Source organism: Methylobacterium phyllostachyos (genome assembly GCF_900103445.1).
In the GTDB taxonomy this organism is placed as follows: Bacteria; Pseudomonadota; Alphaproteobacteria; order Rhizobiales; family Beijerinckiaceae; genus Methylobacterium; species Methylobacterium phyllostachyos.
The window spans coordinates 136,550-150,264 of record NZ_FNHS01000005.1 but is presented as its reverse complement, the minus strand read 5'-3'; the positions used below and the strand labels follow the sequence as shown (position 1 = coordinate 150,264).

The 13,715-nt window shown below is 70.3% G+C and carries 13 protein-coding genes; 6 read left to right on the top strand and 7 right to left on the bottom strand.

Annotated elements, in window-relative coordinates; all coding sequences use genetic code 11:
• Positions 1–79: 79 nt before the first annotated feature.
• The gene (locus tag BLQ49_RS09660; protein WP_091715373.1) at positions 80–919 is read left to right on the top strand and encodes a collagen-like protein; all 840 of its coding nucleotides are present in this window, start codon (positions 80–82) and stop codon (positions 917–919) included.
• A 536-nt stretch (positions 920–1,455) separates the two neighbouring features.
• Here BLQ49_RS09660 and BLQ49_RS09655 read toward each other — a convergent pair.
• Positions 1,456–2,670, bottom strand: coding sequence for a TIGR03862 family flavoprotein (locus BLQ49_RS09655; RefSeq protein WP_091715372.1), 1,215 nt, complete (start codon positions 2,668–2,670; stop codon positions 1,456–1,458).
• A 160-nt stretch (positions 2,671–2,830) separates the two neighbouring features.
• Here BLQ49_RS09655 and BLQ49_RS09650 point away from each other — a divergent pair, with 160 nt between their 5' ends.
• Positions 2,831–4,348: an MDR family MFS transporter gene (locus BLQ49_RS09650; protein WP_208859034.1), complete on the top strand. Its 1,518-nt coding sequence runs from the start codon at positions 2,831–2,833 to the stop codon at positions 4,346–4,348.
• A gap of 160 nt (positions 4,349–4,508) precedes the next feature.
• Positions 4,509–5,540 carry a TerC family protein gene (locus tag BLQ49_RS09645; RefSeq protein ID WP_091715370.1) on the top strand — a complete coding sequence of 344 codons (1,032 nt, stop codon included), beginning with the start codon at positions 4,509–4,511 and terminating at the stop codon, positions 5,538–5,540.
• 67 nt (positions 5,541–5,607) lie between these two features.
• Here the strand turns inward: BLQ49_RS09645 and BLQ49_RS09640 are convergent, their stop codons facing one another.
• The 4 genes from BLQ49_RS09640 to BLQ49_RS09630 form a co-directional block, all read right to left on the bottom strand.
• Entirely contained in the window at positions 5,608–6,366 is a 759-nt protein-coding gene (locus tag BLQ49_RS09640) for an N-acetylmuramoyl-L-alanine amidase (RefSeq protein WP_091715368.1), read from the bottom strand.
• A 282-nt stretch (positions 6,367–6,648) separates the two neighbouring features.
• A complete protein-coding gene (locus BLQ49_RS29645; protein ID WP_167627683.1) occupies positions 6,649–6,822 on the bottom strand; it encodes a hypothetical protein in 174 nt (57 codons plus the stop codon).
• Between the two features lie 146 nt (positions 6,823–6,968).
• The gene (locus BLQ49_RS09635) at positions 6,969–7,709 is read right to left on the bottom strand and encodes a TerB family tellurite resistance protein (RefSeq protein WP_091715367.1); all 741 of its coding nucleotides are present in this window, start codon (positions 7,707–7,709) and stop codon (positions 6,969–6,971) included.
• A gap of 150 nt (positions 7,710–7,859) precedes the next feature.
• On the bottom strand, positions 7,860–8,129 hold the full coding sequence (locus BLQ49_RS09630) for a hypothetical protein (RefSeq protein ID WP_007560631.1): 270 nt from the start codon (positions 8,127–8,129) through the stop codon (positions 7,860–7,862).
• Between the two features lie 223 nt (positions 8,130–8,352).
• On the opposite strand from BLQ49_RS09630, the gene BLQ49_RS09625 reads away from it, so the two are divergent.
• Positions 8,353–8,958 (top strand): urease accessory protein UreE, encoded by a 606-nt coding sequence (locus BLQ49_RS09625; protein ID WP_091715366.1) that lies wholly within the window; start codon positions 8,353–8,355, stop codon positions 8,956–8,958.
• A gap of 473 nt (positions 8,959–9,431) precedes the next feature.
• Positions 9,432–10,235 carry an outer membrane protein gene (locus BLQ49_RS09620; protein ID WP_091715704.1) on the top strand — a complete coding sequence of 268 codons (804 nt, stop codon included), beginning with the start codon at positions 9,432–9,434 and terminating at the stop codon, positions 10,233–10,235.
• A 226-nt stretch (positions 10,236–10,461) separates the two neighbouring features.
• Here the strand turns inward: BLQ49_RS09620 and BLQ49_RS09615 are convergent, their stop codons facing one another.
• Positions 10,462–10,674: a hypothetical protein gene (locus BLQ49_RS09615; RefSeq protein ID WP_091715364.1), complete on the bottom strand. Its 213-nt coding sequence runs from the start codon at positions 10,672–10,674 to the stop codon at positions 10,462–10,464.
• A gap of 462 nt (positions 10,675–11,136) precedes the next feature.
• On the opposite strand from BLQ49_RS09615, the gene BLQ49_RS09610 reads away from it, so the two are divergent.
• Positions 11,137–12,012, top strand: a complete 876-nt coding sequence (locus BLQ49_RS09610) for an SDR family oxidoreductase (RefSeq protein ID WP_091715362.1) — start codon at positions 11,137–11,139, stop codon at positions 12,010–12,012.
• 56 nt (positions 12,013–12,068) lie between these two features.
• On the opposite strand, the gene BLQ49_RS09605 is transcribed toward BLQ49_RS09610, so the two are convergent.
• Complete coding sequence (locus BLQ49_RS09605) at positions 12,069–13,685, bottom strand: methyl-accepting chemotaxis protein (RefSeq protein WP_091715360.1); 1,617 nt, start codon at positions 13,683–13,685, stop codon at positions 12,069–12,071.
• Positions 13,686–13,715 lie beyond the last annotated feature (30 nt).

Here is a 13,715-nt window from a genome sequence, read left to right as displayed (position 1 = left end):
CGGCCCCGGTTGACCGCAATCGCAGGGTGAGCCCACAAGTCGGCTGCCGCGTGCCGGACGCGGTCGATACGGACCGCGCATGCGCTCAAGCCTCGCCCTCACGCTCCTGCTCGCCCTGTCGGGGGCGGCGCTGGCCCAGCAACCGGCGGATCCGGGAAGTCCGGGCCGGCCGGCACAGACGCGGGAACGGGCGAAGGCCCGGCCCGCGCAGGCCCCGAACCAGCCGATCATGGTCTACGACGCCCGCATCGAGGCCGGCGACCTGCGGATCTCGGGCTCGGTGCGCAAGCCCGGCGCCATCGTGGTGCTGGACGACGACATCTCGATCCAGGCCGACCGGCGCGGACGGTTCGTCTTCCGCTTGCCCTATCGGCCTTCGACCTGCGTGGTGACGCTGAAATCCGAGCCGGACGAGCGCGAGGCGGTGGTGGCGAACTGCGCCCCCGAGGGGCCTCCGGGCCCGCCCGGCCCGCAAGGGACCGCAGGACCGCCCGGTGAGCCGGGGGCCAAGGGGGATCAGGGCCCCCAGGGTGAGACGGGTCCCAAGGGTGATGCGGGTCCCAAGGGTGAGACCGGTCCGAAGGGTGAAGCCGGCGCCCAGGGTCCGGCCGGTCTGCAGGGTGCCCCCGGCCCGAAGGGCGAGCCGGGCGAGAAGGGGGCTTCAGGCAGCCAGGGCGCCCCGGGGCCGAGGGGGCAGGCAGGCCCGCCGGGCGGGATGGGCGCGCGGGGCGAGGCCGGCGCTGCCCTGTGGCCGGTGCGGAAATCCGACTGCGCGGGCGGCTGCACCGTGACCTGCGAGGCCGGGGAGACACTGGTCACTGCCCACTGCCTCAAGGCCGGTACGCCGACCTATGACGGGGAGGGCGCCGCCTGCCCGACGGAGGCGACGGGGATCGTCGGCTTCTGCACGCGGCCGTAGTCCGACAGGGGCCCGGTCTGAGCCGAGCCGGAGGTGAGCCCTCTCCCCGCGCGCCTAGCGGATTCACACTTCTCTACCGGACGCCAAGGGCCTGAGAAACAAGCGCGTTTCCCCTCCCCCTTGCGGGGAGGGGCCAGGGGTGGGGGTGGTACAGGATCGAGTGTGACGGTGCCTTCTGCACCACCCCCACCTCCAACTCCTCCCCGCAAGCTCGAGCGATCCCGGGCAAGCCCGGGATCGCCAGGGGAGGAGAGAGCGCCCCGCCCCGCGAAGTGTGAATATCGTAGCCCCGCGCGTGGGGAGAGGCCCGCAGGCACCCTGTCGTGCCTACGGGAAGCGCAGGCGAAGCCGGAGCGGCGGTGAGGGGGCGATTCCGGAAGAGGCGCGTCCGGAAGCGCCCCCTCACCTTCGGCTGCCGCCTCGATGCGCCGACAACGAGGTCGTCGCATCCCTCTCCCCGCAAGCGGGGCGAGGGGAATCCCACCTTTGCTCGGCCTTGAGCACGAAAACCCGATTGTTGGAGCAGGTGGCCAACCTCAGCCGCCGGTCTCGGCCAACCAGTCGAGCATCCCGGCGGCCGCGGCCCGGCCGCCGGCGATGCTGCCCTGGAGCAGGTAGCCGCCGGTCGGGGCCTCCCAGTCGAGCATCTCGCCGGCCAGGAACAGGCCGGGATGGGCGCGCAGCATCGACCGCCCGTCGAGCGCGTCGAGCCGGACACCGCCCGCCGTCGAGATCGCCCGCTCGATCGGCGCCGGGGCGGTGAGGGTGAGCGGCGCGGCCTTGATCAGCCCGGCGAGCAAGCCGGGATCGGCCGGGAGGGCGGCGACCGTCTCGCGCAGGAGGCCCGCCGCCACGGGCGGGAGCCCCGCGGCCTTGCGCAGCCGGGTCGCGGTGGAATCACCGGGCCGGGCGCCGGACAGGCGGCGGGCGAGGGCGTCCCGGGTGAGGTCGGGCCGCAGATCGATGACGAGTTCGGCGCTGCCCCGGGCGGCGATTGCCTCGCGCAGGGTGCGCGACAGGGCGTAGACCGCCCCGCCCTCGAGGCCGGCCTCCGTAATCACGGCCTCGCCCCGTGCCGTGGCGCCGTTGCAGGCGAGCGCCACCCGCTTCAAAGGCGCGCCGGCGAAACGCTGCCGGAACACGTCCGACCACGCCACCGCGAAACCGACATTGGCCGGACGCAGGGGCGCCACCGCCACGCCGAGCCCTTCGAGGAGCGGCACCCAACGCCCGTCCGAGCCGAGCCGCGGCCAGCTCGCCCCGCCGAGCGCCAACAGGGTCGCCCGGGGTCGGACTTCGACGGGGCCGTCCGGGGCCTCGAACGTCAGCGCCTCGCCCAGGGCCGTGAGCCGGTGCCGGGTCCGGATCCGGACGCCGAGGCTGTCGAGCCGCGCCAGCCATCCCCGCAGCAGGGGGGAGGCCTTGAAGCTCTGCGGGAAGACGCGTCCGCTCGACCCGACGAAGGTCGGCTCGCCGAGTTCCGTGCACCAGTCCCGCAGGGCCTCGGGCGGGAAGGCCGCGATGGCGGCGTCGAGGTAGCCTTGCGGATGGTAGCGGGCGAGGAAGTCCGGCCGCCCCTCGCTGTGGGTGATGTTGAGGCCGCCGCGCCCGGCGATCAGCAGCTTGCGGGCGACCGAAGGCATGCGCTCGTAGACCGTTACGGCGCGGCCGGCCTCGCCCAGCACCTCGGCCGCAGCGAGCCCAGCCGGCCCGCCGCCCACGATGGCGATCTCGTCCCTGTCCTGCGGCATCCGCCCGGAGAGGGGCAGGCGGACCGGTCCTGTCAAGGGCGCAGCTCCGCCCTGCCGGAACCCGAACCTGCAGAAAAAAATTCTCCCTCATCCCCGAAGCTGCCGCACTCGACGCGCCAGGCTCGGCCGCGCTCACCCCGAACCACAGAGGCTCAGACACGTGGCCAGCCCCGCCGCCATCACCGGGACGCCGAGCATCCCCGCCCCGCAGGCCCAGCTCGGCCCCGGCGAGATTCGCGCGATCGTCTACGGCCTGATGACCGCGATGCTGCTCGCGGCCCTCGATCAGACCATCGTGGCGACCGCGATGCCGACCATCGGGCTGGCTCTGGGTGATGCTGCCAACCTGCCCTGGATCGTCACCGCCTATCTCCTGGCCTCCACCGCGGTGACGCCGCTCTACGGCAAGCTGTCCGACATCCACGGCCGGCGGATCATGCTGCTGATCGCCATCACGACCTTCGTGCTCGGCTCGGTCGCCTGTGCGCTCGCCCCCACGATGGTGGGGCTGGCGCTGGCCCGGGGCCTCCAGGGGATCGGCGGCGGCGGGCTGATCGCGCTGTCGCAGACCATCCTGGCCGACATCATGTCGCCCAAGGAGCGGGCGCGCTATCAGGTGGTGATCGCGGGGGTGTTCGTGGCGGCCTCGGTGGCGGGGCCGCTGCTCGGCGGCTTCTTCGCCCAGCACCTGCACTGGTCGCTGATCTTCTGGATCAACCTGCCGATCGGAATCCTCGCCTTCGCGCTGACCAACGCCAACCTGAAACGCCTGCCGCGCCACGACCGGCGGCATCGGCTGGACTGGCCCGGGGCCGCCCTGATGGTCTCAGGCTCGATCGCCCTGCTGCTCGCCCTGAGCTGGGGCGGGGTGCGCTATCCCTGGGGCTCGGCGCCGGTGCTGGGGCTCCTCGCCCTGGCCCTCGTGCTCGGCGTCGGCTTCGCGGCTCGGCTCGCGACGGCGCCCGAGCCGCTGATCCCCACCGAAGTGCTGCGCAATCAGGTGGTCTACAGCGCGACGCTCGCCGCCTGCTTCGCCATGGGCACCTTCATCGGGCTCACCATCTACGTGCCGATCTTCCTCGAAGGGGTGATCGGTCTCTCGGCGAGCGAGTCCGGCGTGGCTTTGGTCCCGCTCATGGTCGGCACCGTGACGGGGGCCACCCTGTCGGGCCGGTCGATGATCTACTTCCGGCACTACAAGCGGGTGCCGCTGATCATGATGAGCGTCAGCCTCGTCTGCTGCGCCGTGATCGCGTGGCGGGGCCACGCGCTGCCGTTCTGGCTGATGGAGGTGCTGTTCGCGCTGCTCTCCATGGGGATCGGGACGATCCTGCCGCTCTCGACCATCGCGATCCAGAATGCGGTGGCGCGCCACCAGCTCGGCATCGCCACGGCCTCCATGAACTTCTTCCGGTCGCTCGGCGGCGCGCTGATCGTGGCGGCCTTCGGCACCATCGTTCTGGGCGGCGTCTCCGGTGGAGCCGGGGGGCACGACGTCGAGAGCCTGATCCGCGGCGCCGACCCAACCCAGCTCGCCCTGACCTTCCGGTTCGTGTTCGCGGCTGCCTGCCTGGGGCTGCTGGCGGCCTTCGTGTTCCTGGCGTTGATGGAGGAGCGGCCGCTCGGCGGGCAGGGCACGCCCAAGATGAGCGGCGCGCCGGAGACACCGAAGGCGTAAGCCGACCCTGAGCGAAGCGGGGCCGCGCGTCTGCCCTTGATTCGCCCGGATCACCGCTTACCTCGGCCCCATCGGCTGCGGGCCCCTCTGGCGGGCGCCTCCCAGCGCCCGTGATGTCGGAGCCGATGCTTTCCATTTGGAATCAGCATCAGGTCCCCGCATGATGGACGTCCTTACCGTCGAATGGCTCGGCAAGCCGTTGTGGATGTGGCTCGGCTTCCACGTCCTGATCGCGTGCCTGCTCGCCTTCGACCTCGGCCTCCTGCACCGGGACAAGGAGCACGAGATCGGGGTGCGGGAGAGCCTCCTGCTCACCGGCTTCTATCTCAGCCTCGGCTTGGCTTTCGGCGGCTGGATCTGGTGGTATCTCGGGGCCCAGGCCGGCGAGGAATACGTCACCGGCCTCGTGGTCGAGAAGTCGCTGTCGATGGACAACGTCTTCGTCATCGCGATGATCCTCGCTGCTCTGGGTATCCCGCGGGCCGCCCAGCACCGGGTCCTGCTCTGGGGCATCCTGGCGGCGGTACTGCTGCGCGGCCTGATGATCGGGCTCGGCGCCGCCCTTGTGCATCAGGTGCACTGGGTGCTCTCCCTGTTTGCCGCCTTCCTGATCTATGCCGGCCTGAAGATCCTGATCTCGGGCGACGAAGACGAGGGCGACTTCCAGAACAGCGCCGTGGTGCGCTGGTTCAAGAAGACCTTCCGGGTCACGCCCGACCTGCACGGCCAGCGCTTCGCCATCCGCAAGACCGACCCGAAGACTGGCAAGGTCGCCCTCTGGTTCACGCCGCTGGCGCTGGCCCTGGTGCTGGTCAACGGCGCCGACGTGATCTTCGCGGTCGACAGCGTGCCGGCGATCTTCGCGATCACCACCGACACCTTCGTTGTCTACACCTCCAATATCTTCGCGATCCTGGGGCTGCGCGCCCTCTACTTCGCGCTCGCCGCGATGGTGGACCGCTTCGCCTATCTCAAGACGGCGCTCGCCTTCATCCTGATCTTCATCGGCACCAAGATCGTGGTGGCCGACACGTTCGGCCTCGTTTCGGTGCCGCCGTGGGTCTCCCTGGTGGTGACGCTCACCTTCCTGGCGGCGGGCGTCGCCTACAGCCTGTGGCGGACCCGCGTCGACGCGCCGGCGGTCCCGGAGGAGCCGGGGCACCCACATCCGGCGCGCGCGCACAGGGCCTGAAATCCGGGTTTCGAAAGGACTGCGTCCTTTCGCGGGTCCAGGGCGGAGCCCTGGTATCCGTAGGCTCTCAGCCCCGCGTCGGCAGGGCCGCGATGAGGTCGCGCAGGGTGGTGATGGTCGAAGCGTCGGCCACGCCGTCCACCCGCGCTTGCCGGAAATGACGCTGGAATGCGGTGACCACCGCGTGCGTGCGCGCGTCGAACATCCCGGTGACCGGCAGGTCATAGCCGTAGAGGGCGAACATCGCCTGCAGGGCCTCCACGGGCTGCCCGGCATCCCCTCGCGCGAAGAAGCGGCCGTCCCGCAGGGTGGCGGGCGGCACGTGGTGGCCAATGCCCGCCGCCGCGAGGCGGTCCCACGGAAACGTCTCGCCCGGATCCTCCTTGCGCTCGGGGGCGATGTCGGAATGGGCGAGCACCCGCTCCGGCGGGATCGGCCAGCGGCCGAGGATGTCGTGGGCCAGCGCGATCACCGCCTCGACCTGCACCGCCGGATAGGGCGGCAGGCCGCCGGCATGGCCCGGATGGACGATCTCGATCCCGAGGGAGCGGGAGTTGATGTCCGTCTCGCCCTTCCAGGCGCCCGCACCCGCATGCCACGCCCGGCGCGCCTCTGGCACCAGCTGGACGATGCCGCCATCCTCGAACACCAAATAATGAGCCGAGACCTCGCTCAACGGGTCGCGCAGCCGCGCCAAGGCGGCAGCCCCGCTCTCCATGCCGGTGTAGTGCAAGATCAGCATATCCGGCCGGCCGCCCCGGCGCTCACCGTGGTTCGGCGAAGGTGCGACGCGGCGGGCGAGGGGGCTGTCGGGGATCAGCGTCATGGCGCGCTTGTGCCACGGTTCACGCCGGGAGGCATCGGACCGTCAGGCCGTTGACGGCCGTCCTGAGAGACACCCGGATGCTTGTCCGGCCTGGCCCCGCCGGACACCGCCCGCAGTAGGTCGACGGCGTGACGCTCTGCGCCGCGCTGCACGGTGCCGTTCCAGCCGCGATCCGTCGGCCTGCGGCAACCATACAAACAGTCCGTGGCCTGGAGTATGCGCGGCCGGATCCGCACGGCGCTCGCAGCGCCTGCGAGCCCGGCTTGGCGCCCGTGACGAACCCTAGCCTTCGCTGGGCTCAGGACGATCCACATTCTGCTCCGGCTCGTCGTAGGTGAAGCCGTCGAGCCAATCGGCGCTTTGCTGAGAGCCGGCCTCATACGGATTGCTGTGGGACAGCTGCCCCGCCTTCCGGGCCTCCATGCCTTCTCGCCACTGAGCCGACTGTGTTGCCATTCATCCTCTCCCCGTTCGATGTGACGCGGCGGATCAATTCGCTCCTCTTGCATTGGTTCATCCGGCCGACCTCGCCATCCGAAGGCGCGGTCGAAGACGATGCTGCTAGCCTGTGGGCGGATCCGGCAATCCGAGACGGCCGGATCTCACCGGGGGCCGCGCTCCGCCACGATCCGATCGTAGGCGGCGTTGATCGCGGCCAGCCGCCGAGTCGCGATCGCCACCGCCTCGGCCGGCAGGCCACGGGCCAGCGCCCGGTCGGGATGGTGCTCGGCCACGAGCGCCCGATGGCGGGCCTTCAAGGCCGCCTCGTCGGCATCCCGGTCGAGCCCCAGGACCGCGTAGGGATCGTCCGGCAACCGCACGTGCCGGGCGGCGATGCGCTGGAACGCGGCCTCGTCGAAGCCGAAGATGCCGGATACCGCGCGGAGGTAGCGCTCCTCGGCCTCGTGAAGCGCCCCGTCGGCACCGGCGATCTGGAACAGGCCGTCGAGCACGTCCTCAAGCAGGGCCGGCTCGTCACCGAAGGTCGTGGCGAGCTGGCGCGCATAGGCCTCGAAGCCGTTCGTTGTGCGCTTGGCGAGATCGAACAGACGCTCGACCCCCGGCCGCGCGGCGGGCTCCACCTGCACGACCCGGCCGAACGCCTCGACCTCGGAGGGCAGCACGACGCCATCGGACTTGGCCATCTTGGCGGCCAGAGCGACGAGACCGGTGGTGAACACCACGTCGCGCGGCGTCCGGCCGAAGGGCGCGCCGACCCGGTCCATCAGGAAATGGCCCGCAACGCCGCCGACCAGCGCCCCGAGGGGGCCGCCGATCGCGAGGCCGATTCCGGCGCCGCCGATCTTGCCCCAGACACCCTGGGACTCGGCCGCCGCATTCATGGGCGGGCCGGATAGGGCAGGGGGCCTGGGTTCGGTGCGATCATCGCGAGGAGCTTGGCGTCGGGCACCGGGACACCCCGGCCGAGCGCCGGATTAACCGCTCCGTGGGCCCTGCGGAAGGGCCGGGACGCGCCCGGCCCACCCTTCGGCTCAGCGGCAGTAGATGTTGCCGTAGGCGTCTCGGTAGGTGCCGTAGGGGCAGCGCGGCGCGGTCGAAGCGCCCACGATGGCGCCGCCGGCGCCGCCGATCGCCGCACCGGCGAGCGCACCGCCCGCACGGCCGGTCGCGGCCGCGCCGATCGCCGCGCCGGTGAGCGCTCCGAGGCCGGCGCCGCCGAGCGCCCGGTCCTCAGGGGTGTTGCAGGCGCCGAGCGACAGGGCCGCGATGGTGGCGAGGGCGGCGGCAGTGAGCTTCTTCATGGTCCCCAGAACTCCCTTGTGCGTCCGGTTTGTGCATCCGGTCCGGCCGATGGCCGTGATCGTGGCGGATCGCCCCGAGCTTAGCAGTCATGCAATAGCGACCCTACGGCTAAGGTTCCATCCGGGCATGACCGGAGTTGCACCCGATTCCCGTCTCGCCCTATGCCTCGCCTCCTGAGGCGGCGTCCCGACCGGGCGCTGCGGCGCCATGTCCGAGGTTTCCATGCCCACAGCCACCACGATCGTCCGCCGGGCCGCGGTGCGGGCCGACCGCGTCGCCGATACGGTGAGTCTCGACCATGAAGGCCGGTCCGCCCTGCCCGAGACCCTGGTGGCCGAGGGCGGGCTCGGATTCTCGGTGGCGCTCACCAAGGCCGCACCCCTCGACGACGGCGACGCGCTGCGCCTCGACGACGGCCGGCTCGTCGCGGTGCGGGCCGCCACGCAGGATCTGTTCGAGGTGCGCGCCGAGAACCCGGCCCGGCTGCTGCGCCTGGCTTGGCAGCTCGGCGGCAGCCACGTGCCGGCCGAGATCGCTTCGGATGCGCTCTACATCCCCGCGACCGCCGCCACAGCGGAGCTGGTGCGTGGGCAAGGCTGCCTCGCCAGCCCGGTCTCGCGCCCCTTCCGGCCGGAGCGCGCAGCCCACGATCACAGCACCTGCGGCCACGATCACGGGCATGACCATCACGGGCACGAGCACGAGCACGGTCACAGCCACGATCATGACCACGATCATGACCACGGGCATCGGCACGAACATCGGAGCCACGATCACGATCATCAGCACGGTCATGTTCATGGGCCGGGCTGCAACCACGACCATTGAAGCGCGCTTCGCTGCAGCGGATCCGGGGTCGGCGCAAGGCGTGCAGCGAACCCGAAGATTTACAGCCTCGCCCCGATCCCGATGCACCCAGCATGAGCGTCGCGTACCGGCGATTCACAGGCCGATTCCGACGACACGGTTTCAGGATCGAGCGCCGCTCCCTCTCCCGTGCGGGAGAGGGGCTGGGGACACGTCACGCTCCTCTACGCAGCCAGCAGGCAAGCCACACAGGCATCGGCTCCGCGCCGCTTTCCGGGCAGGGTTGAACATTTTCAATCGAAAAATCGATCTCTTAGCATCCTAAAACCATCCAGATCCAAGATTTAGAAATTCATAGCTTGATACAAATCAAGCATACTCTGCTCAATATATAGCAAATACCCTCAGACATAGACTGTTGCACATCAAACACAGACTTGATCGTCGACAAACGTTACATCCGCTTCAAGGCACACATCTTGGAACGGTTCGAAATGAACAAGGCCATCTTGTCCGCGGCAACCTTCGCAGCCCTGACGGCTGCCGCCTCGGCCGCGGATCTCCCGCGCCGCGCATTCCCGCCCGCGCCGATCCCGGTGCCGGTCTTCACCTGGACGGGCGCCTATTTCGGCATCAACGCCGGCTACATCACGTCGACCAAGGACACGGCGCGGACGGCGGGCGTTTTCCCCGCCAATGTCGGCGTCCTGACCGGGAACCGGCCGGGCGTCCTGCGCCTGCCGCAGGACGGTTTCACCGGCGGTAGCCAGCTCGGCTACAATTACCAGTTCACCCCCGGCTCGGGCTTCGTGGCGGGTGCCGAGGTCGATGCCGGCTACACGGACCTGGACCGCAGGCGCAGCGTTGTCGGCCAGGCCGGCGGCATCAGCACCTTCCGGCGGGCGGGCGACTTCCTCGGCACCGTGCGCGGTCGCGTCGGCTACGCCTTCGACCGGGTGCTGGTCTACGGGACCGGCGGCTTCGCCTATGCCAGCGAGCGCTATGCAGGCCTGTTCCAGACGGCTCGGGGTGATCTCAACTTCTTCGGGAGCCGCGCGCGCGTCGAGACCGGCTATGCGGTCGGCGGCGGCATCGAATACGCCCTGCCCACCGACTCGTTCCTGAACGTCTTCCATACCAACGCCGTGACCGTGAAGGCCGAGGCGCTGTATTACGATCTCGGCCAGCGCACGCTTCCGCTTATGGCGACGGGTCGCGGCGCGGGCGCCTACGTCACACGTTTCCAGAACGAGGGCGTGCTCGGTCGCGTCGGACTGAACTACAAGTTCGGGAGCTGAAGCGTCGTCGCGAAAGGCGGACCCCGGCTTTCGGGACCAGACGCAGTCGATCGGAGGGACGACGCCGACGAGCCGGCCGGCCCGGTGACCGGGACGTGTTCCGCCATGGCCTTCGGCCTTAGGACTTGAGGCGAGGCCTGATCGCAACGCGATCGGGCTTGGCCCTCGGCAGCCCCCGCCGGACCGGACCGGTCGCGCCGGCGAAGGCCGCCCCGGCAGGGCCGGCTCACAGGCGCTTCGGCACCGGGCGCCGGCAATAGTCGCGCGCGTCCCCGGGCGTGAGGCCGCCCTGGGCCGCGACGCACTGATCCAGCGTCAGCCCGATGCTGGCTGCGTAACTTTCGTTCGGCGACAGGGCGGCGCGGGCGAGGTTCGCCAGATAGATCAGGAAGACGGAGGCCGCGAGCAGGATTGCCGCGACCACGATCCGGTTTACCATCGCGACCGCTCCCCCACCCCGGTGCACAGCATCACGGGAAGCCCACGAACAGGAGCGCCAGCGCAAGAAGCGCGAGCCCCGCGCCGATCAGCGCGACGGCGGTACGATCGGAGCCTCGTCGCCCCGGACGGTCGATCCGGATCACCTGCCACGTCCGACGGCGGCCCGCGATCGGCTCATTGCAGCAGGCCCCAGAGGCCGGCGGCCAAGCCGAAGGTGAGTGAAAGCATCGCCGCACCGAGCAGGACACGATCGATCACGCGGGCTGCGCGATCCTCGGGCTGAAACTCGATCATCGTGGCGTCTCCTCGGTGCTGAGACTGATGGGCGCCTGTTGCTGACCTGTGTCGGCGTGTGGATCCGGCACACCCTCAGCGACACCGGCGGATCGGGCACGGCGACGCGGCCCGGAACACCCTGATCCCCATCCGGTTGGACCGGCATTCCAACCGGAGACGACGCGTGACCAAGGATCCGCTGCACACATATCCCCGCCCGCCCTTCCCGGCACAGCCGCAGAGCTTCCCCGGCAAGACCGGCCGCATGGAGCCCGAGCCCGACCATGGGGAGGCGAGCTACACCGGTTCGGGCAAGCTCACCGGGCGCGCGGCGCTCATCACCGGCGGCGACAGCGGCATCGGCCGCGCGGTCGCGATCGCCTTCGCCCGGGAGGGGGCCGACGTCGCCATCTCCTACCTGCCGGAAGAGCAGGCCGACGCGGAGGCCGTGGGCCAGTGGATCGAGAAGGCGGGCCGGCGCGCCCTGCTGCTGCCCGGCGACCTCAAGGACGCCGCCTACGGGCGCCAGATCGTCGCCCGCACCGTGGAGACGTTCGGACGCCTCGACGTACTGGTCAACAACGGCGCGTTCCAGCAGCCGAACCAGGATCTCGATGCTATCGAGGATCACATCTTCGAGGATCACTTCCGCACGAACGTGTTTGGGCCGTTCTACGTGACCAAAGCGGCGCTTCCTCACCTGAAGCCCGGCGCCTCGGTGATCTTCACCTCGTCGGTCAACTCGAAGCACCCGATGCCGACGCTCCTGGCCTACAGCGCCACCAAGGGCGCCCTGAGCAACATGGTGCTGAGCCTCGCACAGCTGCTCGCCGAGAAGGGGGTGCGCGTGAACGGCGTGCTGCCCGGGCCGATCTGGACCCCGTTCATCCCCTCCGGGATGAGCCAGGAGGCGGTGACGTCGTTTGGCAGCCAGGTGCCCTTCGGCCGCCCGGGTCAGCCGGCCGAACTCGCCTCGGCCTACGTGATGCTGGCCTCCGACGAGAGCAGCTACACGTCGGGCGCGCTCGTCACGGTTGCGGGGGCGATGCCGGTGTTTTGACCCTAACCCCCGCGCGACCGGGCGCGGGGGCGATGCGTGATGTGGGTCGCCCCCGTTCAGGCGGCCCGCATCGCGGTAAGGAAACGCATGACCTCGCCGCGCAGCGCTTCGGCGCTGTGGCAGACGTCATCGGCGGCCGATCCGACATGGTCGGCGACCCTGCGCGTCGAGGCCGCCGCTGTCGAAGCCGAGACCACGTTCCGGCTGACCGCCGCAGTCCCGTGCGCGGCCGCATCGACATTCTCGGAGATGTGCCCTGTGGCGAAGCGCTGCTGCTCGACGGCCGCCGCGATCGCACTGGAGATGGTGTTCATCCGGTTGACCGTCTTGCCGATCGACTGAACCGCCGCAACCGCCTCCGTCGTCTCCCCCTGAATCGCCTCGATCTGCGCGGTGATCTCCTCGGTGGCCTTGGCGGTCTGTCCGGCCAGCCCCTTCACCTCAGCGGCTACCACGGCGAAGCCGCGCCCCGCTTCGCCCGCCCGGGCCGCCTCGATCGTGGCGTTGAGCGCCAGGAGATTCGTCTGCTCGGCGATGGCCGAGATGATCCGCACGACCTCCCCGATCCGCTCCGCCGCCCCGGCGAGGCCGCGGATCTGCCGATCGGTCCGCTCCGCTTCGCCGACGGCCTGTCCGGCAATCTCGGCTGACCTGGCGACCTGCCCCCCGATCTCACCGATCGAGGCCGAGAGTTCCTCGGTGGCTGCCGCGACCGTCTGCACGTTGGCGGCCGCCTGCTGCGCGGCATCGGCCGCCAAGCCGGCTTGCTGCGCCGCCTCCACGGTGGTCTCCGACATCGCACGGCAGGCCTCGCGCATTCCGGCCGCGGCGTTGTCGACGCGCGCCAGGAGCTGGCCGGCCGCCTCGTCGAAGCCGCGCGTCGTGTCCTCCATCCAGCGGGCGCGCTCCTGCCGGCGCGCATGCTCGGCCTGCTGCTCGGCGGACAAGGCCTGGGCCTGGATCATGCCGTCCCGGAACACGCCGGCCGCGTCGGCCATCTGACCGATTTCGTCGTGCCGGCCGAGGCCGGGAATGGCCACGGCCATCTCGCCGCTCGCCAACCGGCGGAGGGCCGCGGTGAAGGCGCCGAGGGGCCGCGTGATGCTGCGGGCCAGCAGATAACCCGAAACGCCGATCACGATCACGAGCGGGATCAGCCAAGCCAGGGCGGTGAGAGTCTCGGCCCGACGCGCCGCGCGGATATCATCCACATACAAGGCGGAGTTGATCACCCATTGCCAGGGCTCGTAACTGAGCGAGTAGGCGATCTTGGGAGCAGGCTCGGTTTCGCCCCGGCGTGGCCAGCTATACGCGGTGAAGCCGCCAGCCCGGCCGGCCTCGATCATCCGCCCGACGAAGGTCTTCTTCATGGCCTCGTCGTCCCGGGACTTGGTGCCCTCGACCTTGGGATCCGGATGAACGACGTTGCGGCCCAGATCGCCCGGGGTCGAGCTGTAGACGAAGACGTAGTCGCCCTCATTGTAGCGGATTGCCCGCAGCGCCGTGGCCGCGCGCTGTTTCGCTTCGTCGATCGAGAGGGTCCCGGCCTCGGCCTGCTTGGCGAACGCGGCCACGACGCTGTGCGCCGCCTCGACCTGGGCTCGAACAGTGCCCTGGCGGCCCTCCATCAGCACCGTTCCCAGGGATAGAAGCTGCACGCTCACGATGAGCATGAATGACAGTATGGCACCCCCCAAGAGGCA